This is a genomic window from Ilumatobacteraceae bacterium (assembly GCA_033344875.1).
Lineage (GTDB): Bacteria > Actinomycetota > Acidimicrobiia > Acidimicrobiales > Ilumatobacteraceae > Ilumatobacter.
In genome coordinates, this window is the sequence record JAWPMO010000001.1 from 3,779,066 (window position 1) to 3,799,620 (window position 20,555).

A 20,555-nucleotide genomic window follows, 5' to 3' on the forward strand; every position below is an offset into this window, starting at 1 on the left:
ACGTCATGCGGGTCCTGATCGCCGTCAACCAACAGCGCCGGGTGCACGAGCACCAGGCGGGAGCAGCCGTCGATGGTGAGCTGGTCACCCCGATCCTGCTCGAGTGCACCGAGCCCGCCCGGTGTCGGTGCAACCGGTCCTGGGCGGGGTTGTCGACCACCGGATTCTCGGGCCTGGCCGAGGTGGCCGATCGTCCGAACCTCGACCGGTCCGAACTACGGCGAGCGATCCACAGTCTTCTCGACGAGGTCGGCTGGATCGCCGATGTGGTGCAGGCGATCGAAGCCGATCGGGCCGACGGAGTGCTCGACGTCGACGACCCCGTGTGGGCGGTCGAGCGGATGATCGACGACCATCTGGCCCAGATCGACGAGATCTGCGCGACGTTCCCGGTCGGCACGGTGTTGTCGCGGCTCGGCGACCTGGTCGCCCCCACCGTCGAATCCCGCTCCGCCGCCTGATAGGCAGTCTCGTGCATTGCAAACGCATTGCGTTCGGAACGATGTGGGAGTAGCAATGGAGACCGTGCAGCAGTTGGTGATTCGAGTACCCGACCAGATGGCGGCCGCAGTCGACGCGTTGGTCGAGGCCGGCGAGTACGACACGCGCTCCGACGCGGTACGAGCGGCGGTCGAGGCGCTGCTCGATCGGCGCCGCCGCGACGAGATCGGTCGTCAGATCGCCGCCGGCTACGAACGATTGCCGACCACCGACGCCGAGATGGCCGAGGCGGACGCGGCTGCCGTTGTGATGATCGAAGCCGAGCCATGGTGAACGTTCGCCAAGGCGAGGTCTGGTGGACGTCGGCACTCGACAAGCGTCGGCCCGTACTCGTCGTGACCCGCAACCAGGTCCTCGATCGACTCGGCACGATCGTCGTTGCGCCGGTCACCAGATCGGTGCGCGGTATTCCGAGCGAGATCGCCGTCGGCTCGCACGAAGGGCTGCCGAGCGATGGGGTCGCGTCGTTCGACAACCTGTTGGCGATTCCACGCCATCGACTCGACGTGCGTGCCGGTCGGCTCGACCGACCGCTCACCAGGATCTGTGCCGCTCTGTCGGCGATGGCTGACTGCTGACTGGCCCGGTTGGAGGCACGGGGTCCGCGACGAGAGCGCGACCAACCCGTCGACGATCTCGGGCACCGAATCGACCCGTGCCTCCGGGTGGAGCCGGTGCCGCGCTGCGATCCGACGGCGACGCTCGTCGTCGGAGACCCGAATCACTCGCTCGGCTTCATCGGCAGCACGGTGCGCCATCCGCCGTCGACCTCGTGCAGCGCCGCGGCGACCGCCGGCGCGGTGGGCACCAGACCGATCTCGCCCACACCCTTGATGCCGTACGGCGACCGGGGTTGCGGCACCTCGACGATGCGGACCTCGATCTCGGGCACGTCCTTCGCCCGCAGGATGCCGAGCGAGCGCAGCGTCATGTTGGTCGGGAACCCGGTCTCGGGGTCGGTCGGGAACTCTTCGGTCAGCGCGTAGCCGAGCCCCATGTGCACGCTGCCCTCGATCTGGCCCTCGACGAGCATCGGATTGACGGCCCGGCCCACGTCGTGCACGGCGACGACTCGTTCGATCGTGCCGGTCTCACGGTTCGCGACCGCCATCTGCGCCGCGAAGCTGAAGCACGAGTGGATCGTCGGGTTCGGCACGTTCGGATCACCGAGCTTCTGCGTCCAGTCGACGACGTACTCACCGGTGTGATCCACGTCGGGTGCGCAGTCGGCGGCGAGCGCGGCCTGGCAGGCCCGCTGCACCGAACCGGCCGCCATCAGCGTGCCACGGGATCCCGTGGTCTGCCCGAAGCCGAGTTCACGTGACGTGTCGACGATCACGTCGATCCGGTCGGGGTCGATGCTGAGTTCCTCGGCCGCGACCTGCAGGGCCACGGTGTGCACGCCCTGGCCCATCTCGGTCCAGCCGTGGCGGACCTCGACGCGGTCATCGGCCGAACGGAACCGCACGACCGCGCCGCACTTCTCGTGGAACCCGTTGCCGAGGCCCGAGTTCTTGAGCCCGAGCCCGAGCCCGACGGCGAGCCCGGCGGCGCGGGCCTCGTCGTAGGTGGCCTTGATCTCGTCGAGGCACGCCTCGGCGCCAGCGGCGCCGTCGTCCATGATCTGGCCCGGGCCCCACACCTCGCCGGGCTTGATCACGTTGCGTTTGCGGATCTCCCATCCGGAGATGCCGGCCTGCTCCGCGAGCCGGTCGAGGACACCCTCCATCGCGAACTGCGCCTGGTTCGCGCCGAAACCGCGGAACGCACCGCACACCAGGTTGTTGGTGCGCACGGCGATGGTCTCGATGTCGATCGCCTCCCACCGGTACGGGCCGCAGGCGTGTCCGGCGGCGCGCTCGAGCACCTTCATGCCGACGCTCGCGTAGGCGCCCGAGTCGCCGACGCCGCGAACGCGCAACCCCGTGAGTCGTCCGTCGGCATTGCAGCCCGCCTGGTACTCGAGCCGGATCGGGTGCCGCTTGGCGTGCATCCGGAAGCTCTCCTCGCGCGACAGCGTGCACTTGACCGGCCGGCCGAGCAGCCACGCCGCCAGCGACGCATGCGCCTGGTTGCTCATGTCTTCCTTGCCGCCGAACGCCCCACCGTTGGAGACCAACTCGACCGTGATCCGGGTGGTGTCGACCCCGAGCACCGTGGCGATGTCGTTTCGGTCGTCCCAGACGCCCTGGCCTCCGGAGTAGACGTGCATGGTGCGGTCGTCGCCTTCTCCCGTCGGCACGGCCAGCGTCGACTCCGGCTCGAGGAACGCATGCTCGATCCGCTGGGTCTGGAACGTCTCGCTGACCGTGAACGCACTGCCGGCGAGGACGTCGTCGACGGCGTCACCGCGCTGGTACGCGCTGACCGACAGCGTGTTCGAATCGGTGCCCCACACCGAGAGCGGGGCGTCGTCGGCCAACGCGGCATCGGCGTCGGTGTTGGGCGGGAGCACGTCGTAACCGACGTCGACGAGGTCGGCGGCAGCTCGCGCCTGCTCGCGGGTCTCGGCGACCACGATCGCGAGCACGTCGCCGGGGCACGACGTGAACCCGCTGATCGGGATCATGACCGGCCAGTCCTTGTAGATGATGCCGACCCGGAGGTCGCCGGCGATGTCGGCGGCGGTGAACGTCGCCACGACACCCTCGGCCGCCTCGGCGGCGGAGGTGTCGATCGCGGTGACCTCGGCACGCGCGTGGTCGGTGAGGCGAAGGGCGGCGTGCAGCATGCCGGGCACCCGGATGTCATCGACGTAGTCGCGGTCGCCGAGGGTGAGGGGCGCGGCTTCGTACTTGGCGCCGCCGCCACCGATCGCGCCCGACAGTGCCGGCGCGCAGGCCGTGCCCTGCGCGACCGATTCGATCGCGTCGAGGATCTTGACGTAGCCGGTGCAGCGGCAGAGGTGGGCGCCGAGATGCGGCTTCATGCCGTCGCGGGTGAGCGACGAGCCCTTCTTGTCGATCTGCGCCTTGGCCCGCATCACGATGCCGGGGATGCAGAAGCCGCACTGGAGGCCGCCGCACGCGGCGAAGGCGTCGGAGAAGGCCTGCCGCTCGGGCTCGGCGACGCCTTCGAGCGTGACGATGCTGGTGCCCTCGACCTTGTCCAACGACTGCTGGCACGACACGACGGCCTTGCCGTCGATCAACACGGTGCAGCAGCCGCACTGGCCCGACGGGGAGCAGCCGTCCTTCGGTGACGTGACGTCGAGCTCCTCGCGCAACGCCGACAGCAGGTGCGGGTGTCGACCGCGAACGGTCACCGGCGTGCCGTTCAGGATGAACGAGTGCGGTGAGGTGGCCCCATCGGTGGTGGCGCGGTCGTCGAGATCAGTCACGCTTGACAGTTTGTCAAAGACGGGGTGGATTGTCAGGCAGCGGCCGTCGACGTCACGCGCCGTTCACGCGGCAGCGACGTCGTTCAGGCCCGGTCGAGCATCACGCCCGGCCGGTCACACACGACGCCAGATGATCGGGAAGAACACCGCGCCGGCGCTGCCGGTGGCGGCCGTGATCGTCAGTTCGTCGCCGGCCTGGACCCCGGCGAGGGCGGTGGTGCCGCCGCCGGGTAGGTCGTCGCTGCCGATCGTCAGTGGTTCGCCGAGCGCCGACGAGCCGACCGAGATGACGTACTCGGTGGCGGAGATGATCGTCCGACCCCCTTCGACGGTCCAGTCGAACGTGCCGCCGCCGTTGATCGCCAGATCGGAGAGGGGTGAATCGACCAGGAAGAGCGTCACGTCCCGGTACTCGAGCGTGCCGGTGCCGCCCTCGTCGAACGTCATCAGCAGGTCGCCCGTGACGGCGCCGACATCGATGGCCGGCGCCTCGGGTCCGAAAACGGACGCCTGCTCGAACATGAACGCGATCGAGTCGGGCTGCGCCCGCCAGGTGCCCGACATGTTGCCACCCGTCTCCGGTTCGGTCGTCGCGACGGTGGTCGGCGTCGGTTCCTCGCAGTCGGCCGTGTCGGGGTCGAAGCGATGGACCGCCACGCCCAGCGTGGTGCTCTCGGTGGAACGTCCGACCAGCGACGCCGTGAGTTCGACGTCGCCGGGTCGGGTCCGCGTCTCCGGGAACGCCGGGGTGCCGTCGGGACACTCGCACATCCCGCGGGCGCGGTCGGGCATGTTGGGCCCGGTCGCGGTCCACCCGCCACCCCATGCCGGCTGCTGCACCGTGCCGGCCGCCAACCAGCTGACCCCGTCACCGAGGCCGGCGACCGCGGCGTCGAACATGGCCGCGTTGTTCGGCGACGCGTCGACGGCGGCCCGGATCGAGTCCCAGACGTCGGTCTGCTCGGCGATGCGCGACCAGAACCCGATCGCGTCGTACGTGCGCGAGTACAGCGGCCACGCCCGGTCGATGTCGAACAGCGGCACGGTGTACCCGGTCCACCATTCGCTGCTGAAGCGGGTGGTGCCACCGATCAGTTCGCCGGCGTAGGCGGCGATGCCCTCCTTCATCCAGTCGTCGGTGGCGTTCAGGCGGGCGACGTCGAGGCCGATCCGCGTGAAGTGCCAGCAGTGCACCAGTTCGTGGACGATGATGCCGCGGAACTCGGCGCTGGTCGTCTCGCGATCGCGGAGCTGCATCTGGCAGTCGATGTCGAGTCCGTCGTCGGCGTAGCCCTCCCGGATCGAGCTGTCGGGCCCCAGGCTGAGGTTCTGCGCGCCGGCGGTGCCGAGCGACGAGCCGTCGACGACCACCACGTGGACCTTCAGCGGCGGTCCGCCGAGCAGGCTGCGGAGCGAATCGGCGACCGAACGCACGGCGAGCTGCATCTCGCTCGACACCGGTGATCGGAAGCCGCGCACGGCCGACTCGTCGGGGTACAGCGTGAACTCGTCGATGATCGCGGCCTCACCGAACACGGCGTCGACCTGCTCGTCGACGAACGCCTGCTGTTCGGGGGTGAGTCGGTCTCGGAGTCGGTCGAGATCCTCCAGCACGTGGGTGGCCGACGGGAGCATCGTGTCGTCACCGGCGACGACCTGCCCACCGGGCACCGGTGCGAACAGCGCGGAGAACTCGGCCAGCGCCAGATCGAGTTCGTCGACCGTCGGGTCGGCCCGGAGCAGCTCGAGCTGCACCCACGCAGATGTGTCGTCGACGCGGTCATCGGCCACGGTGGTCGGCGGCGCGCCGGTCGGAGGCGGTTCGGTGTTCGCCGGTGCTCCGGGGGTCGTCGACGGCACAGGTGCGACGGTCTCCGCCGCGGGGGTGTCGCCGGAGCTGCAGGCCGACGCCAGCAGGGCGCTCACGGCGACCAGGACACTCCGGTGTTTCATCGACCTGTTGTATCAGCCGCCGTCGACGGGCACGGGCTGTTTTGCAGCCGACCGACGGCTCGATGTTCAGAAGCCGGTGATGCAGCTGGGGAGCCGGTCGGCAGCGAAGAAGGCGTCGGCTCGGCGTAGCACGTCGCCGTCGCCGCCCGTGATCCGTCCGGCGCGAGCGAGCAGGCTCGGTCGGACGCCTCCGAGATAGATCGCGCCGAGCGTTGCACGGTTCATGCGGAGGTGGGGCCTCGACCGCACCTTCTTCACCGTGGCGCCGTGGTGATCGCCGTCGATCCGCCACCGTTCGGCTCGGTCGCCGAGATCGACCTCGATGACCAACACGTCGTCGCTGCCGTAGGTGCGTGCCCGGAGCGCGGTACCGGCATCGCGGATGTGGAGCCACAGCATGTCGTTGACCTCGGTCGTGCGGATCGCTCGTTGATCGTCGACGATGTACGGCAGTGCATCGTCGAGGGCCACTGCCCGGAAGCTGCGGATCGGGCCGACCAGGTCGACCGAGAGCACGGTGTGCCACAGCGCGGCGTGCGCCTCCGGTGTGATCGCCACGAGGTCGATCACCGTGAGCTCGTGGGCCGGATGGCCGTCGTTCCAGTTCGACTTCACCTTCCATGCGGCGTAGCCGTCGGCGTGCAGCGCGACCGACACACCGTCGCCGTGATGCTTCCTCGCCAGCGCGTCGGCGGCCGGGTTCCGTTCGATCTCGCCGTTCTTGGCCCGGCGGTACCGGTCGAAGATCCCGGGCAGCGCCGGATCGTCGAGCGTCGTCATACGCACCGAACCGGGGACGGGACGGAACTCGGTGCGGACCTGGGTCCGGCGGCGGTCGATCTCGGTGACCCTGAGGTACGAGGCGATCCCGTAGCCGAAACGCTCGTAGATACCGCCCTCGCTGGCCGTCAGCATCGCGATCGGTTCGTTGCGGGCGTCGATGTCGTCGTGGAGTTCGGCCATCAGGCGGGTGAGGATGCCCTGCCGACGATGGGTGGGCGCCACCGCGACCCAGGTCACGCCACCGGCGCTCACTTGAGCGCCGCCCGGAACGGTCACCTCCTGCCGATAGCTGCCCGCGATCCCGACGAGGTCGTCGCCGTCGTGGGCGACCCGGAAGCGATCGAGGTCGAGCGTGGCGCGGGCGAGTTCGGTCAGGTCGTCGGGCCACGGGTCGCCGAAAGCGATGCCGTCGAAACGGAGCATCGTCGGGAAGTCGTCGTCGGTGGGGACACGGATGTCGATCTGGCCCATCCGACCAGTCTCGACGGCGGGGTGGCCCGGCGTCCACGAGGATTCGCAGGCGGTCCCGGTGCGATGTCAGGGCAGCGTCGTCGCGACCGGCTCGAGGGGCGGCTCGTCGGGCAGCGCGATGACGATCGGTTCGTCGGGTTGCGTGAGTCGGTGCCGGATCAGTTGGGGCACGTTGCCGAGCAGGGCGACTCCGTCGACCTGCACGATCCGGTCCTCGTCGGAGTCGGCGACGTACACGGCGTACTCGAGCAACGTCGGGCGGTCGGAGGGCACGAACTCGCCGACCGGACCGAACGCGTAGATCTGCCACTCCGGCACCACGTCGCCGGCGATCTGTGTCACGAACTCGCGCGCGTCGCCGACGTCGTCGATCGTCACGATCTGGCGGCCGCGTGTCCGCATCGGGTCGTACGTGTCGGGACGGAGCGGGCCGAGCAGGAATCGGTCGAGGTAGTCGTGGATGTCGCCGTCGACACCGGGGGGAAGGATCTGTTCGTTGCGGATCCGTTGCTCGCGCTCGGTGCCGGGCTGGATGTAGGTCGTCCCGGTCGCGACGTCGACGATCACCTCCTCGATGTAGGAACTCGACTCGAACACGAGCCGGTACCGGTCTCGCTCGGGATCGCGTTCGATCGACACGTCGAGGACGTACCCGCCGTAGCCGAGTTCGACGCGGGTGTCGCTGCGGCGGGAGACGTCGTCGCCGAGCCTGGCGACCGCGGCGGCGATGTCGTACTCCACGACGTCGCTCAGGACGGCGCCCGACGCCGGCGGATACGTCGGGACGGCGACCGGCTCCGTCGGCGTGACGGGAGCGACGACCGAGCCGGTGGGAGTTTCGGGCGCTTCGGGCCGGGTCGTCCCCGTTCCGGGTGCCGGGAGCGTCTCGAGCGCTCGCAGCGTCGGCGGTGTCGTGATGCCCGCCGCCGAATCGCCGACCGGCGACGGCTCGGAGTCCGCGGGATCGTCGGCGACGAGGCGGACGACGGCGACGACGACACCCAGCGTCACCCCGACCGCCAGTGCCACGCCGACCAGCCGTCGCCAGTTCGGCGCGGACGGCTCGAGCCCGTCGGGAGAACGCTGCTGGTCGACATCGCTCGTGAGCGGCACGTCGACGACCACGGCGCGGGCATCCACGACACCGTCGACCGCGGGCCGCTCCCAGCCGTCACTCAAGTCGTACCCCGCGCTGCGACGTCAGTCGCGTGTACACCTCGGGGCGCCGGTAGCGCTCCATGTCGAACAGCGTCCCGGTGTACTGCCGGCACCAGTCGAGCTCGCACTCGGCGATCACGAGTTCGTCCCCGGTCGTGATCGACCGGGCCAGGATCTCGCCGGACGGCGCCACGATCAGCGTGTCGGCCAGCGAGTCGACGCCCTCCTCGACGCCACCCTTCGCGACGACGACGACGAACGTCCCGTTCTGGTAGGCGCCCGACTGGGCGACCAGCGCGTTGTGGAATCCCTGGAGCGGGTTCTGGCTCGGGTCGGGCGCGTAGTGCAGCGGGGTGTTGTATCCGCAGAGGATCAGCTCGACCCCCTGGAGGCCCATCTCGCGGTACGACTCGGGCCAGCGCCGGTCGTTGCAGATCATCATCCCGACCCGTCCCCCGAACGCCTCCCACACGCCGAACCCGTCGGGCGAGGGTTCGAAGTAGTAGCGCTCGGCGTGCTGGAACGGACGGTCGGGTTCGTGCTCCTCGTGGCCGGGGATGTGCACCTTCTTGAACGTGCCGACGATTTCGCCGTTGCCGTCGACGAGCGTCTGGACGTTCCAACGGTGGGTCGCGTCGCCGTCGCGTTCGAGGAGCGCGTAGCCGAGGCAGAAGCCGATGCCCAGGCGTCGGGCCTCGTCGAACAGCGGCTGGGTCGCGTCGTTGGGCATCGACGTCTCGTACCAGTGGTCGGCCTCGGTGATGTCGTCGACGAACCAGCGCGGGAAGAACGTCGTCAACGCGAGCTCGGGGTACACGACCAGGTCGCTGCCCGCCGCGGCGGCGTCGCGCAGCAGTGCCAGCAGTCGGTCGACGACGTCGGCGCGGTCGTGGTCGCGCTGGATCGGGCCGAGTTGGGCCGCTGCCACTTTGACGGTTCGGGTCATGGGGCACAGTTTGGCGTGCTGCGGGCAGGCGTACCATGGCGACCTGTGATCGCGCAGCGACGTCCGAACGAGCTCAACGAGTTGGAGACCACCCTGGTCGACCGGATCGCCGCAGCGGCGGGAGGTCCGTCACGCAGCGAGCCGGGGATCGATCCGGATCGCCTCCGGGGCATCTTCACCGCCCAGGTGCAGAGTCGAGTGGTCGACCACGTCGCACGCTGGCTGCGCAGTCGCGGGCACGGCTACTACACGATCGGATCGGCAGGCCACGAGGGCAACGCGGCGATCGCCGCCGCGCTCCGTCCGACCGATCCGGCGCTGCTGCACTACCGATCGGGTGGGTTCTACTGTGCCCGGGCGCAACAGGTGCCGGGCCACGACCCGGTCCGCGACGTCCTCGCCGGCATGCTCGCCCTCACCGAGGAACCGATCGCCGGCGGTCGCCACAAGGTGTTCGGGCACCCCGACCTCGCCGTGATCCCGCAGACGTCGACGATCTCGTCACAGCTGCCACGAGCCCTCGGCATCGCGCTGGCGATCGGACGATCCCGCCGACTCGGTGTCCCGTCGCCGTGGCCGGCCGACGCGCTCGCCGTCTGCTCGTTCGGCGACGCCAGCGCGAACCACTCCACGGCGCAGGGTGCGATCAACGCCACGGCCTACTCGGCGCACGCCGGACTCGCGGTGCCGCTGCTCCTGGTGTGCGAGGACAACGGGCTCGGGATCAGCGTGCCGACCCCCACTGGTTGGATCGAGGCGGCGTTCTCGGGACGACGCGGTCTGCGCTACGTCCAGGTCGACGGCAGCGACCCCGCCGCCGTCCACGCGGCGACGAGCGAGGCCGCCGCCGACATCCGTCGGACGCGCCGGCCCGTGCTGCTGCACGTCGCGACCGTCCGCTTCCTCGGGCACGCGGGCACCGACGTCGAATCGGGCTACCGGACGGCGTCGGCGGTCCGGCAGGACCGTGAACGCGACCCGATCCTCGGCACGGCCCGTGCCCTGATCGAGTCGGGTGCCGCGACCGCCGACGAGTTGATCGGCGAGTACTTCCTGACCACCGAACGAACCCGGGCATTGGCGCTCGAGATGGCGACCCACGGCACGCTGAGGTCGCGCGCCCAGGTCATGTCGCCGCTCGCGCCTCGCGACGCCGCGCGGGTGGCCGAAGTGGCCGGTCGTGCGGCGAACCCCGACGTCCGCGCCGACGTGTTCGGGGCGACGGTGCCCGAAGCCGAGGGGCCGCTCACCCTGGCGGAGACGATCAACCGATCGCTGTCCGACATCTTGGCGTCGACCGATCACACGCTGGTGTTCGGTGAGGACGTCGCGGTCAAGGGTGGCGTGTACGGGGTGACCCGCGGACTCCAGAAGCGCTTCGGCGCGGCCCGGGTGTTCGACACGCTGCTCGACGAGCAGTCGATCCTCGGCAATGCCTTGGGTGCCGGCGTGTCGGGGCAGATCCCGATCCCGGAGATCCAGTATCTGGCGTACCTGCACAATGCGATCGACCAGCTGCGCGGCGAGGCTGCCAGCCTGTCGTTCTTCTCCAACGGGCAGTACCGCAACCCGCTCGTCGTGCGTGTGGCCGGGTACGCCTACCAGAAGGGGTTCGGCGGCCATTTCCACAACGACAACGCGATCGCCTCGCTGCGCGACATCCCTGGGCTGGTGATCGCCTCGCCGGCCCATCCGTCCGACGCCGCACCGATGCTGCGGACGTGTGTGGCCGCGGCGATCGCCGATGGCACGGTCTCGGTCTTCCTCGAGCCGATCGCGCTGTACCACGAGCGCGACCTGCACGAGCCCGGCGACGGCGTGTGGCTGTCGGAGTACGCGGCACCCGACCGATGGGCAGACGAGCACGTTCCGATCGGGTCGGGACGGCTCGTGCGCGACGGCGACGACGTCTTGATCGTCACCTGGGCGAACGGTCTGGCGATGTCGCTGCGCGCGGCGCGCGAGCTCGCGCAGCATGGTGTGTCGTGCCGGGTGTTCGACCTGCGGTGGCTCGCACCGATGCCGATCGACGAGGTGCTCGAGCATGCCGGGCAGGTGGGACGCGTCCTCGTGGTCGACGAGACCCGCGCCAGCGGCGGCGTTGGCGAAGGGATCGTCGCCGGACTCGTCGCGGGCGGCTTCGGCGGCCCGATCCGGCGGGTGGCCGCCGCCGATTCGTTCGTCCCGCTCGGCGATGCGGCGAACCTGGTGCTCGTCGGCGTCGACGAGATCGTCGGCGCTGCGTCGGCGTTGGCGGTCTGACGGGCGGTCGAAGCCTCGCTCGCGCCGCGCACCCACTACGTTCTGTTCCGTGAGTTCGATGCAGGACAAGATCGACGACCTCCAGAAACGCCGTGAGGCGGCACTGGCGGCCGGTTCGGAGCGCTCGGTCGAGCGGCAGCACGCCAAGGGCAAGATGCTCGCCCGCGAGCGGATCGAGTACTTCCTCGACGACGGCAGCTTTCACGAGCTCGACATGCTCGCCCGCCACCGTGCCCACGAAGCCGGGCTCGGTGAGCGGCCGTACACCGACGGTGTGATCACCGGCTGGGGCACCGTCGACGGCCGGAAGGTGTTCGTGTTCTCGCAGGACTTCACCGTGTTCGGTGGAGCGCTCGGCGAGGTGTTCGCCGAGAAGATCCACAAGTTGATGGATCTCTCGCTGAAGACCGGTGCACCGCTGATCGGTCTGAACGACGGCGCGGGCGCCCGGATCCAGGAGGGCGTGGTCAGCCTCGCCAGCTACGGCGGGATCTTCCGCCGCAACGTGCAGGCATCGGGCGTGATCCCGCAGATCTCGGTGATCCTCGGGCCGTGCGCCGGTGGCGCCGTGTACTCGCCGGCGATGACCGACTTCATCTTCATGGTCCGCGAGTCGTCGCACATGTTCATCACCGGGCCCGACGTCGTGAAGACGGTCACGGGTGAGGAGGTCACGCTCGAAGAGCTCGGCGGCGCGATGTCGCACGCGTCCAAGTCGGGTGTGGCGACGTTCGTGGCCGACGACGAGAAGGCGTGCCTCGACGACGTTCGGTTCCTGCTGTCGTTCCTGCCGGCGAACAACCTCGAACAACCGCCGGTGGAGGAGCCGACCGACGATCCCGAGCGGCTGTGTCCCGAGCTGACCGACATCCTCCCCGACAGCCCGAACCTGCCGTACGACATGCACGCCGTGATCAAGTCGGTGGTCGACGACGCCGAGTTCTTCGAGTACTTCCCGCACTGGGCCAAGTCGATCCTGTGCGGGTTCGCCCGCGTCGACGGTCAGCCCGTCGGTGTGGTCGGCAACCAGCCGATGATCCTCGCCGGCGTGCTCGACATCGAGTCGGCCGAGAAGGCGGCGCGCTTCGTGCGCACGTGCGACGCGTTCAACATCCCGATCCTCACCTTCATCGACGTGCCGGGCTTCCTGCCGGGCGTCGACCAGGAGTACGGCGGCATCATCCGGCACGGCGCCAAGCTGCTCTACGCGTACTGCGAGGCCACCGTCCCGCGCATCTCGATCATCACCCGCAAGGCGTACGGCGGCGCGTACGTGGTCATGGACTCGAAGTCGATCGGTTCCGACCTCTCCTTCGCGTGGCCATCGGCCGAACTCGCGGTGATGGGTCCGCAGGGCGCGGTCGAGATCGTCTATCGCCGCGAACTGCAGCAGGCGGCCGACCCGGTTGCCCGCCGCGCCGAACTCGTCGCCGAGTACAGCGAGAAGTACGCCAACCCCTACGCAGCCGCCGAGCGTGGCTTCGTCGACGACGTGATCGACCCGGCCGAGACACGCCGCAAGGTCGTCGCCGGTCTGCGGGTGCTGCGCTCGAAGCGCGAAGACCTGCCGCAGCGCAAGCACGGCAACGTCCCACTCTGATCCGCCGAGGCCGTCCGATCGGCCCATCGGTGGATCGCAGGATCGGTGACGTCGTCGCCGGCAGCCTGGTCAAGGGCTGTCGATGACGAGCGTCGGTGTTGGTTGTACTTGATTCGTGCCGTCGCCGACCTGTCCGGACTCGTTGAAGCCCCAGCACATGATGTCGTGGTCGGTCGTGGTGACGCAGGCGTGGAACCGGCCGCCGCTGATCGAGGTGACCGGAGCAAGACCGTGGACCGGACCGGCGATCTGGGTCGTGTCGGCTGATGTGGATGGGGCCAGCCCGGCAGTCGCGGCCGATTGGGACCCCCAGCAGTAGAGGTTCTGGTCGGTGCGCAGTGCGCACGCCCAGTCGTCACCTCCGGCGATCTCGGTGATCTCTTCGGCTGGCTCGCCGGTCGTTGCGTCCTTGACATCGACGGGCGTCAACGATCGTCCTGTGGTTCCGTTGCCGAGCATCGAGTTTCCCCAGCACGCTGCCTGGGAGTTGGTGCGAACGGCGCAGCCTCGGAGCGAGCCGAGTGAGATGGAGGTGGCGTCGGTCAGGCCGGCGACGAGACGCGGTGCCTCGGAGTCGGTGCCGGAGCCGTCTCCGAGAACACCGGTGCTGCCCATCCCTCCCCAGCACAGGACGCGACCGTCGGACCGTCGAGCGCATGCGTACTCGTCGGCCACCTCGATCTCCGCGATGTCGGAAAGTCCGGCGATCTGGGTTGGCGTCGCAAGAGTTCCGGCACCGAAACCGGCCCCCCAGCAGTGCACCGTTCCGACAGACCGCAGCGCGCACGTGTTCAGGTACCCGGTTTCGACGTCGACGACGTCATCGAGCCCAGGCACCTGGATGGCTATCCAGCGCACATCGGTCTGGCCATCGCCGAGCACAGGTATGACGCCGCCTCCGCCCCGACACCAGACGGTGCCGTCGCTGCGCAGGAAGCACGTGTGGGTCCAGTCGATGGCAACATCGACAGCGTCGTCGAAGATGCCGAGCGGGTATGGAGCGAAACGTGACGGCGGTGTCGCCAGGCCCTGGAAGGCAAACTCGTCCTGCGGGTTCGAACCCCAACACGACACGCGGCCGAGCGAGTCGATCGAACACGTTCCGCGAGCGTCCGCGACGACCGAGCGGATGGCTGCTGGTTCTTCCACGAAATAGCCGGCGACGTCGACGACGACGTCAGGGTTCCCGGCAAGGTTGTAGATGCTCACCTTGCCGCCGGCGCCGAGTTTGGCGATCACGAGGTTCGGCACCGTGTGGCCGCCACCGCGCATGTTGAGATTTGACGTCTCCGGTCGTTGACTGCCGTACGGCCACACCGTCAGGAACGAAGGAGCATCGGCTCCGACTGCCGTCACGTTCAACACCACCGAACTGACACCCGTCAGCGGCACACCACCGATGCCGAGCACCGGAAACTCGAGCTCGTCGCCCTGCCCGACCGGCATGCCCCGGTTCGTCCCGCCCGGCGTCACGGACTCGCCGGGCCGAGTCTCGAGCAGCCGGGCGGGCTGCAAGGGGACAAAGGTGCCCCCAGTTGTGAAGTATCCGGCAACATCGACGATCACGTCGACCGAGCCAGCCAGATTGAAGATCGACACCTTTCCGTCCGTCCCCACCTTCGCGATGACGAGGTTTGCCCGGGTCTCGCCCGGAGCTGTGTTCAGGTTCGACGCCACCGGTCTCGTCTGGCCGGCGGGCCACACCGTGATGAACGACGGCGATGTCGGATTCGTGACCGCCACGTTGAGCACCACTGCATCGACACCGGAAGCGGGCACACCACCCCGACCGAGCACGCCCAGATCGAACCGACCCGCCGCGCCGATCGGATTCCCCGGCAGCTCACGTCCGTCAATGGTCGTCGTTCCCGGCCGGGTGTCGAGCAGACGCGCCGGAATGAGCGGCTCGAACCCATCGGTTTCCGGGAAATACCCCGCGACATCAACAACCACATCGACAGTGCCGAAACGATTGAAGATCGACACCTTGCCGCCCGTGCCCACCTTGGCGACGACCAGGTTCGGAACCGATTGGCCGGGAACGAAGTTGACGTTCGAAGCCTCAGGCCGAGCCTCCCCGGTCGGCCATGCGGTCAGGAACGACGGTGCCGTCGGGCCGGTCGCCGTCACGTTGAGGACAACGGCCGCAACGCTGGCCGCCGGAACACCACCGCGACCCGTCACCACCAGTTCGACCGTGTCGTTCGTCCCGATCGGTCCGCCGGGAAGCCCGAGGCCATCCACGGTCACCTCACCTGGCCGAGTGTCGAGCAACCTCGCCGGTACGAGTGGCGTGAACCACACCGGTTCATCCGTCGGCGGCAACACAGACGGACCACCGATCGCAGTCCCCCCGATCACCACCGACGACGAAACGACCACGACCACGACCGTGGCGAGCCGAGACAGGACTGATCTGATGGTCCGATGGCGCACGGCGGAAACTCTGACACAACGTGCCTCCTCGACCCCCACCCATCACCTACCGTCGGCCACGGGCCCGAGTTGCGGTCTGGACGTCCGGTCGAACGCGCTCCTCGCGCGGGCGCTAGTCCTCGGTGAGGTCGGTCAGGTCGTTGGCGACACCGCCGGGATCGGTGATCGTCGGTGATTCGCCGTCGACCTCCAGTGGGGCACCGGGTCGCTCGGGGCTGTCGTCGCCGCAAGCGGTCAGCGCACCGGTGGCGGCGACGGCGAGCAGCGTCGGGACGAGCCATGTCGTCAACGGTCGCTTGGGTCGGGATCGCGTCGTCATGAACAGGGGCGTGCCCGGTCGACAGGCGGCTCAAACGGCTGCGGCGCGGTTGATCGCCGTCGCAGCGACCGCTGTCAGACCGGGCGCCGGCGCTCTCGGTGTCGTCGCACCTTCGAGCGGCCACCGCAGGCGGACATCGAGCACCATCGCATCGAACGGTTCTTGCTGGTGTCGTAGACCACCCAGCGGCAATGGGCGCATGCCTTGAGGCGGTACCACGTGCCGTCGTCGACGGCGTCGGCGATGCCGAGCAGCACCTGCGCGACCAGGTGTTCGGTCGTGCCGGGAGCTGCTGCAGCTTGCATGGGAACCCCGTCGCCGCGGGGTCCGAACCGGAAAGACACGGACGCGCATCGCCGGGCCAGCGCGGTGGTCGCCTCGTCGTCGGGTTCGCCGTCTCGGTGGGCGATGGTCGCGTCACGAACGAGTTCGCGTACCTCGGCGAGCCGGGCGCGCTCGGCCATGGTGGCGGCGATAGCGGCGCGGCCCTGGGCTCGGAGCCAATCGTCGAAGTCGTCGACGTCGGCGAGCCGATCGGCGCCCGATTCGAGATTGGTGGTGTTGCAGAACCGGCGGACGAACTCGAGGCCCCGCGGCGCATGGCGATCGGCCGGCCAGGCGGAATCAGGGAGCGTCCTGCCCCGCGCGTCGACTGGATGTCCCGCTGCCATGTAACTATCATAACCAGAATGACAGTTACATGGCGATGCGTCTGGCCGGCCACGATCGCCGTGCTGGTGGCGATGCTGCCGGCCGCCGGATGTGGGTCGGACGGGCCGGGTGACGCGGCCGGCGACGAACTTCCCCGGACGTCGACCGACGCTCCGACGACGGTCGATGCAGACGACACCGCGGACGACACCGCGAACGACCGTGCGGACGGGGTACCGCCGACGAACGTGGTCGCGGCGCTCGGCTATCCCCGCGACCTGCTCGACCGCGGCCGGGTCAACATCCGGATCGATCGACCCGACGACGTCGAGTTCGTGCTGCTCGACAAGCAACTCGTGGCTCGGCACTTCACCCCGGCACCGGTCGAATCGCGCCGCACGGTCGTTCCGACGAACGGCCAGGTGGTGGCGGTGCAGACGCTGTTCGGCGACGTATCGGACTGCGTCGACTCGAGCCCGGTCGAGGCAGAGCTCGTCGTGTCGTACCTCGCGGGTGATGATCCGACGGTGCGCCGGACGTCGTTGGAGGTCGATGACGCCACGACGCTCGACCAGATCCGGCTCCAGATCTGTACACAACGGCAGGTGATCGACGGGAACGAGTTCGACTTGCAGGTCGACGAGATCGACGGCGAGACGATGTCGGCACGACTCGTCGTGCGTCGGGTACGGGGGAGTGATCGGCTCGCGTTCGACGCCGTCAAGGGCACCGTGCTGTTCGGCGCCGAGGCCGACGTCCCTCCCGGTTCGCCCGAACGAGTGCTCGAAACCGATCAGGACGAGACGACGATCGGCTTCACGTTCTCGGTCAATCGGTGCGACCCGCACGCCGTTGCTGAGACCACGAGGAAGTACGGCCTCGAGGTCTGGGTCGCCGTCGGGGACGTCGCGGCGCAGCGGATCGACGTGCCGATCGACGATGTCGTCGCGCAACTCGACGAGATGCTCGAGCGCTGCAAGGAGCGCACCGGGCAGTAAATGCCCGAACCCGGCACGGAGAACTGACAATGTGGCCGGGTGAGCAACGTTCCGCCGCCACCACCCGCTTCCCCGCCTCCTCCGCCCCCGGGGAATCTGCCGCCGTCGCCATCACCGCCGCCGCCTCCGCCCCCACCGGGCAATGTGCCGCCGGCCTACGACGCCTCGGTCGGGTCGGTGAGCTACGCCGGATGGTGGCAGCGTGTCGGCGCCCTCGTCATCGACGGTCTCGTCGCGATCCCGTTCGTGATCCCGGGCGTCATCGTGCTGGTCGCCGGGCCGACCGAGGTCAACTTCCGTGAGAACGGTATCGACGGCACCGGGTTCTACGAGGAGCCGACCGGTGGCACGATCGGCCTCGCCGTGCTGTTGTACCTGGTCGGCATCATCGGCTACCTGATCTTCTACTGCCGGCGCGTGAGCCGCACGGGTTCGAGCATCGGCATGAGCGCCACCGGCTACCGCATCATCGACGCCCGCACCGGCGGCAACATCTCGATGGGGAGATCGATCGGGCGATTCTTCGCTCGGTACCTGAGTGGTCTGCCGTGTTACCTGGGTTATCTCTGGCCGCTGTGGGACAGTGAGAACCGCACGTTCCACGACATGATCGTGCAGACGCGAGCCGTGAGGAAGTAGTCGGACCGCGGGTCAGCGAGCCCAGGTCGTCGAGTCGACGCCGAGTTCTTCGAGCCGGCGTTGGAGGAAGACAGGCACGCCGAACGGCTTGCCGGCCTCCAACTCGGCGACGTGCTCGCCGTCCTCGGCCCACATGTGGCACGTCCCGATGTTCAGGCGCCAGCTGTCGTCGTTGCCGGCCGGTCCCACGCCGCCCTCGACGCCACGCTCCCGAGCCGACGCGGCGCGCATCGACCAGAAACACTGCATCGCCACGGGCGCCATCGCCTGCAGCAGCGCGGTCGTATGGGTGCAGCCGCGCGGTCCGCCGAAGAGTTCGCGCACCTTGTGGGTGAAGCCGCGGGCGATCGAGAGCCCGATCAGTTCGCGGTAGTGCTCGGTGATCGTCGGACAGCCGGTCATCGGATGGGTCTCGAACAGGACGCCCGCATCGACGATCTCGAGCGTGGGGAAGGCGATCTCCAGGTCGAGTTGCATGTGGTGGATCGTGAGCGGATCCGGGTCGTCGGCGAGGCACAACCCCGGCGGCTTCTGATCACGCACGGCCCCACGGATGATGATGCGATCCGCCGCCTTGCGGTAGGCCCGGACCCGGTACTCACGATCGTGCAGGATCGGCATGCCAGGGGGGTCGGCGTCGAGAATCGAGTCGGTGTCGAACAGGTCCACGCCCCGATGTAAGCAGAGGGTCGGCGGTCGCGCCTCAGCGAGCGCCGTGGACTAGCGTCGTCGACGTGGGCAACACCGAGATCTCACCGGCACCGACCGACGAGGAAGCCGTCGCGATCATGGCGGCCGTCGAGGCGCTGTGGCCGAAGCCGGCCGCGCCGGTGAGCGGCCTTCGCGACCGCTCCGCCGCCTGGCGGTTCAGCGGCCGATGGTGGCAGCGCGATCGTTTCGCTCCGGCCGCCCGCCCCTGGAACTGACACCGTCGGTGGTGTGGACGCGCGTGGCCCGCACCTGAGCAATCCTGCGGCGCGTCGGACGCGAGCGACCAGCGGGCCACCCACCCCGGCGATCACGACGGCAACGGCTGCGTCCGGATTCTGCTGCTGACCGTCCGATCGGGTCGGCATCCGAGCCGGTGACGTCGTGCAGGGCGCGTCGTTCAGGGCGCGTCGTGCCTGGTCAGGGTGGGTCCGCGAACCGTGTGACACCCTGTGGTCATCATGGGGGCATGGACATCTTGTTGGTCGCCGTGCTCGTGGTCGGGGTCGGGGTCGCCACCGCGCTCGCCGCGGTCGAGTTCACTCGGCGGCGGTACGAAGCGATGGTTCCCGCCGCCGACGAGCCGCCCGATTCCACGGAGCCCGATGTGCCCGAGGTGCCCTTCGACCAGGTCGTGCACGAGGCGATCTCCGCAGCGCTCGCCGAGATGCGCACCCAGACGGCGGCCGATCGCGACGCCGCCGTGCACGCCGCGCTCAACCAGGCGGCCGTGCTGCAGCGCGAGCACCTCGGTTCGGCGGCGCAGCAGGCGCGTGAGGCCTCGTCCGCCGAGCTGACGGCCAAGAAAGACGTCATCGACAGCCGACTCGACCAGGTCCAGGCCGAGATGCGCACCGAGTTGCAGAAGCTCGGCACGATGGTGACGCAGCTCGCCACCACCAGTGCGCAGAAGTTCGGCCAGGTCGACCAGTCGCTGCGGAGCCACGCCGAGATCACCCAGACCCTGTCCGAGTCGGCGCAGGCGCTGCGCGAGGCGATGGCCAGCCCGACGGCCCGCGGCCAGTGGGGCGAACGGATGGCCGAAGACGTCCTGCGGCTCGCCGGGTTCGTCGAGAACGTCAACTACCAGAAGCAGACGCAGCTCGAGGGCGCCACGGGCCGGCCCGACTTCACCTTCCCGCTGCCGAAGGGCCACGAGCTCTACATGGACGTCAAGTTCCCGATGGCCGGGTACCTGCGGTACCTCGACGCCGACACCGACGCCGAACGCCAGGCGCACCGTGCGGCGTTCCTGCGCGACGTGCGGGCGCGGGTCAAAGAGCTCGCCAAGCGCGACTACGCCCGCGAATCGGCACGGTCGTCGGTCGACTACGTCCTGCTGTTCCTGCCGAACGAACAATTGACGGGTTTCATCCACGAAGGTGATCCGAGCCTGATCGACGACGCGATGGGGCAGCGGGTCGTGATGTGTTCGCCCCTCACGCTCTTCGCGTTCCTCGGGGTCATCCGCCAGGCGTACGACAACTTCGTGATCGAGCAGACCAGCGACCAGATCCTGGCGCTGATCGGCAAGTTCGGCAATCAGTGGCAGAAGTACAGCGAACAGCTCGACAAGGTGAAGTCGAGCTTCGATCGACTCGACCGTCAGTTCGACGATCTCGTCGGGACCCGCAAGCGGCAGCTCGAGAAGCCGCTGCAGCAGCTCGAAGCGGTCCGCCGCGAGCGCAACCTGCCCATCGACGGTGAGCTGTTCCCCCACGTGGGCGACGACGACGGTGAGTCCGACGACGCCACCCCCGCCAACGTGCGCCGCCTCGGCGCCTGACCCG

The 20,555-nt window shown here is 69.0% G+C and carries 18 protein-coding genes; 9 read left to right on the plus strand and 9 right to left on the minus strand.

Features of this window, described 5'->3' with window-relative positions:
- Positions 1–5 precede the first annotated feature (5 nt).
- Genes R8G01_17905 through R8G01_17915 form a run of 3 tightly spaced genes read left to right on the plus strand, consistent with a single transcriptional unit; the run spans position 6 to position 1,079 of the window.
- Positions 6–461, plus strand: coding sequence for a hypothetical protein (locus tag R8G01_17905; GenBank protein ID MDW3215877.1), 456 nt, complete (start codon positions 6–8; stop codon positions 459–461).
- 55 nt (positions 462–516) lie between these two features.
- Positions 517–774: a ribbon-helix-helix domain-containing protein gene (locus R8G01_17910; protein MDW3215878.1), complete on the plus strand. Its 258-nt coding sequence runs from the start codon at positions 517–519 to the stop codon at positions 772–774.
- Positions 768–1,079 carry a type II toxin-antitoxin system PemK/MazF family toxin gene (locus tag R8G01_17915; GenBank protein ID MDW3215879.1) on the plus strand — a complete coding sequence of 104 codons (312 nt, stop codon included), beginning with the start codon at positions 768–770 and terminating at the stop codon, positions 1,077–1,079. The genes R8G01_17910 and R8G01_17915 overlap by 7 nt, the downstream gene beginning before the upstream one ends.
- A 143-nt stretch (positions 1,080–1,222) precedes the next feature.
- Here the strand turns inward: R8G01_17915 and R8G01_17920 are convergent, their stop codons facing one another.
- The 5 genes from R8G01_17920 to R8G01_17940 all read right to left on the minus strand — a co-directional run bounded on the left by R8G01_17920 (position 1,223) and on the right by R8G01_17940 (position 9,152).
- On the minus strand, positions 1,223–3,841 hold the full coding sequence (locus R8G01_17920; GenBank protein MDW3215880.1) for a molybdopterin cofactor-binding domain-containing protein: 2,619 nt from the start codon (positions 3,839–3,841) through the stop codon (positions 1,223–1,225).
- A 114-nt stretch (positions 3,842–3,955) separates the two neighbouring features.
- Positions 3,956–5,794, minus strand: coding sequence for a hypothetical protein (locus R8G01_17925; protein MDW3215881.1), 1,839 nt, complete (start codon positions 5,792–5,794; stop codon positions 3,956–3,958).
- Positions 5,795–5,860: 66 nt separating this feature from the next.
- Positions 5,861–7,048 (minus strand): GNAT family N-acetyltransferase, encoded by a 1,188-nt coding sequence (locus R8G01_17930; GenBank protein MDW3215882.1) that lies wholly within the window; start codon positions 7,046–7,048, stop codon positions 5,861–5,863.
- A 66-nt stretch (positions 7,049–7,114) separates the two neighbouring features.
- On the minus strand, positions 7,115–8,227 hold the full coding sequence (locus R8G01_17935; protein ID MDW3215883.1) for a hypothetical protein: 1,113 nt from the start codon (positions 8,225–8,227) through the stop codon (positions 7,115–7,117).
- Entirely contained in the window at positions 8,220–9,152 is a 933-nt protein-coding gene (locus R8G01_17940) for a nitrilase-related carbon-nitrogen hydrolase (GenBank protein ID MDW3215884.1), read from the minus strand. The genes R8G01_17935 and R8G01_17940 overlap by 8 nt, the downstream gene beginning before the upstream one ends.
- 45 nt (positions 9,153–9,197) lie before the next feature.
- Here R8G01_17940 and R8G01_17945 point away from each other — a divergent pair, with 45 nt between their 5' ends.
- Complete coding sequence (locus R8G01_17945; protein MDW3215885.1) at positions 9,198–11,414, plus strand: thiamine pyrophosphate-dependent enzyme; 2,217 nt, start codon at positions 9,198–9,200, stop codon at positions 11,412–11,414.
- Between the two features lie 58 nt (positions 11,415–11,472).
- The gene (locus tag R8G01_17950) at positions 11,473–13,014 is read left to right on the plus strand and encodes an acyl-CoA carboxylase subunit beta (protein ID MDW3215886.1); all 1,542 of its coding nucleotides are present in this window, start codon (positions 11,473–11,475) and stop codon (positions 13,012–13,014) included.
- Positions 13,015–13,083: 69 nt separating this feature from the next.
- Here R8G01_17950 and R8G01_17955 read toward each other — a convergent pair whose 3' ends face one another.
- The 3 genes from R8G01_17955 to R8G01_17965 form a co-directional block, all read right to left on the minus strand.
- A complete protein-coding gene (locus R8G01_17955; protein MDW3215887.1) occupies positions 13,084–15,264 on the minus strand; it encodes a hypothetical protein in 2,181 nt (726 codons plus the stop codon).
- Between the two features lie 298 nt (positions 15,265–15,562).
- Positions 15,563–15,769: a hypothetical protein gene (locus R8G01_17960; protein MDW3215888.1), complete on the minus strand. Its 207-nt coding sequence runs from the start codon at positions 15,767–15,769 to the stop codon at positions 15,563–15,565.
- Between the two features lie 74 nt (positions 15,770–15,843).
- The gene (locus tag R8G01_17965) at positions 15,844–16,440 is read right to left on the minus strand and encodes a CGNR zinc finger domain-containing protein (protein ID MDW3215889.1); all 597 of its coding nucleotides are present in this window, start codon (positions 16,438–16,440) and stop codon (positions 15,844–15,846) included.
- Between the two features lie 18 nt (positions 16,441–16,458).
- On the opposite strand from R8G01_17965, the gene R8G01_17970 reads away from it, so the two are divergent.
- On the plus strand, positions 16,459–17,418 hold the full coding sequence (locus R8G01_17970; GenBank protein ID MDW3215890.1) for a hypothetical protein: 960 nt from the start codon (positions 16,459–16,461) through the stop codon (positions 17,416–17,418).
- 177 nt (positions 17,419–17,595) lie between these two features.
- Entirely contained in the window at positions 17,596–18,057 is a 462-nt protein-coding gene (locus R8G01_17975; GenBank protein MDW3215891.1) for an RDD family protein, read from the plus strand.
- 12 nt (positions 18,058–18,069) lie between these two features.
- On the opposite strand, the gene R8G01_17980 is transcribed toward R8G01_17975, so the two are convergent.
- A complete protein-coding gene (locus tag R8G01_17980) occupies positions 18,070–18,726 on the minus strand; it encodes a DUF2889 domain-containing protein (protein MDW3215892.1) in 657 nt (218 codons plus the stop codon).
- Positions 18,727–18,791: 65 nt separating this feature from the next.
- Here R8G01_17980 and R8G01_17985 point away from each other — a divergent pair, with 65 nt between their 5' ends.
- Together R8G01_17985 and R8G01_17990 are read left to right on the plus strand one after the other, a co-directional pair.
- The gene (locus R8G01_17985; GenBank protein ID MDW3215893.1) at positions 18,792–18,983 is read left to right on the plus strand and encodes a hypothetical protein; all 192 of its coding nucleotides are present in this window, start codon (positions 18,792–18,794) and stop codon (positions 18,981–18,983) included.
- Positions 18,984–19,234: 251 nt separating this feature from the next.
- Complete coding sequence (locus R8G01_17990) at positions 19,235–20,551, plus strand: DNA recombination protein RmuC (protein ID MDW3215894.1); 1,317 nt, start codon at positions 19,235–19,237, stop codon at positions 20,549–20,551.
- Positions 20,552–20,555 lie beyond the last annotated feature (4 nt).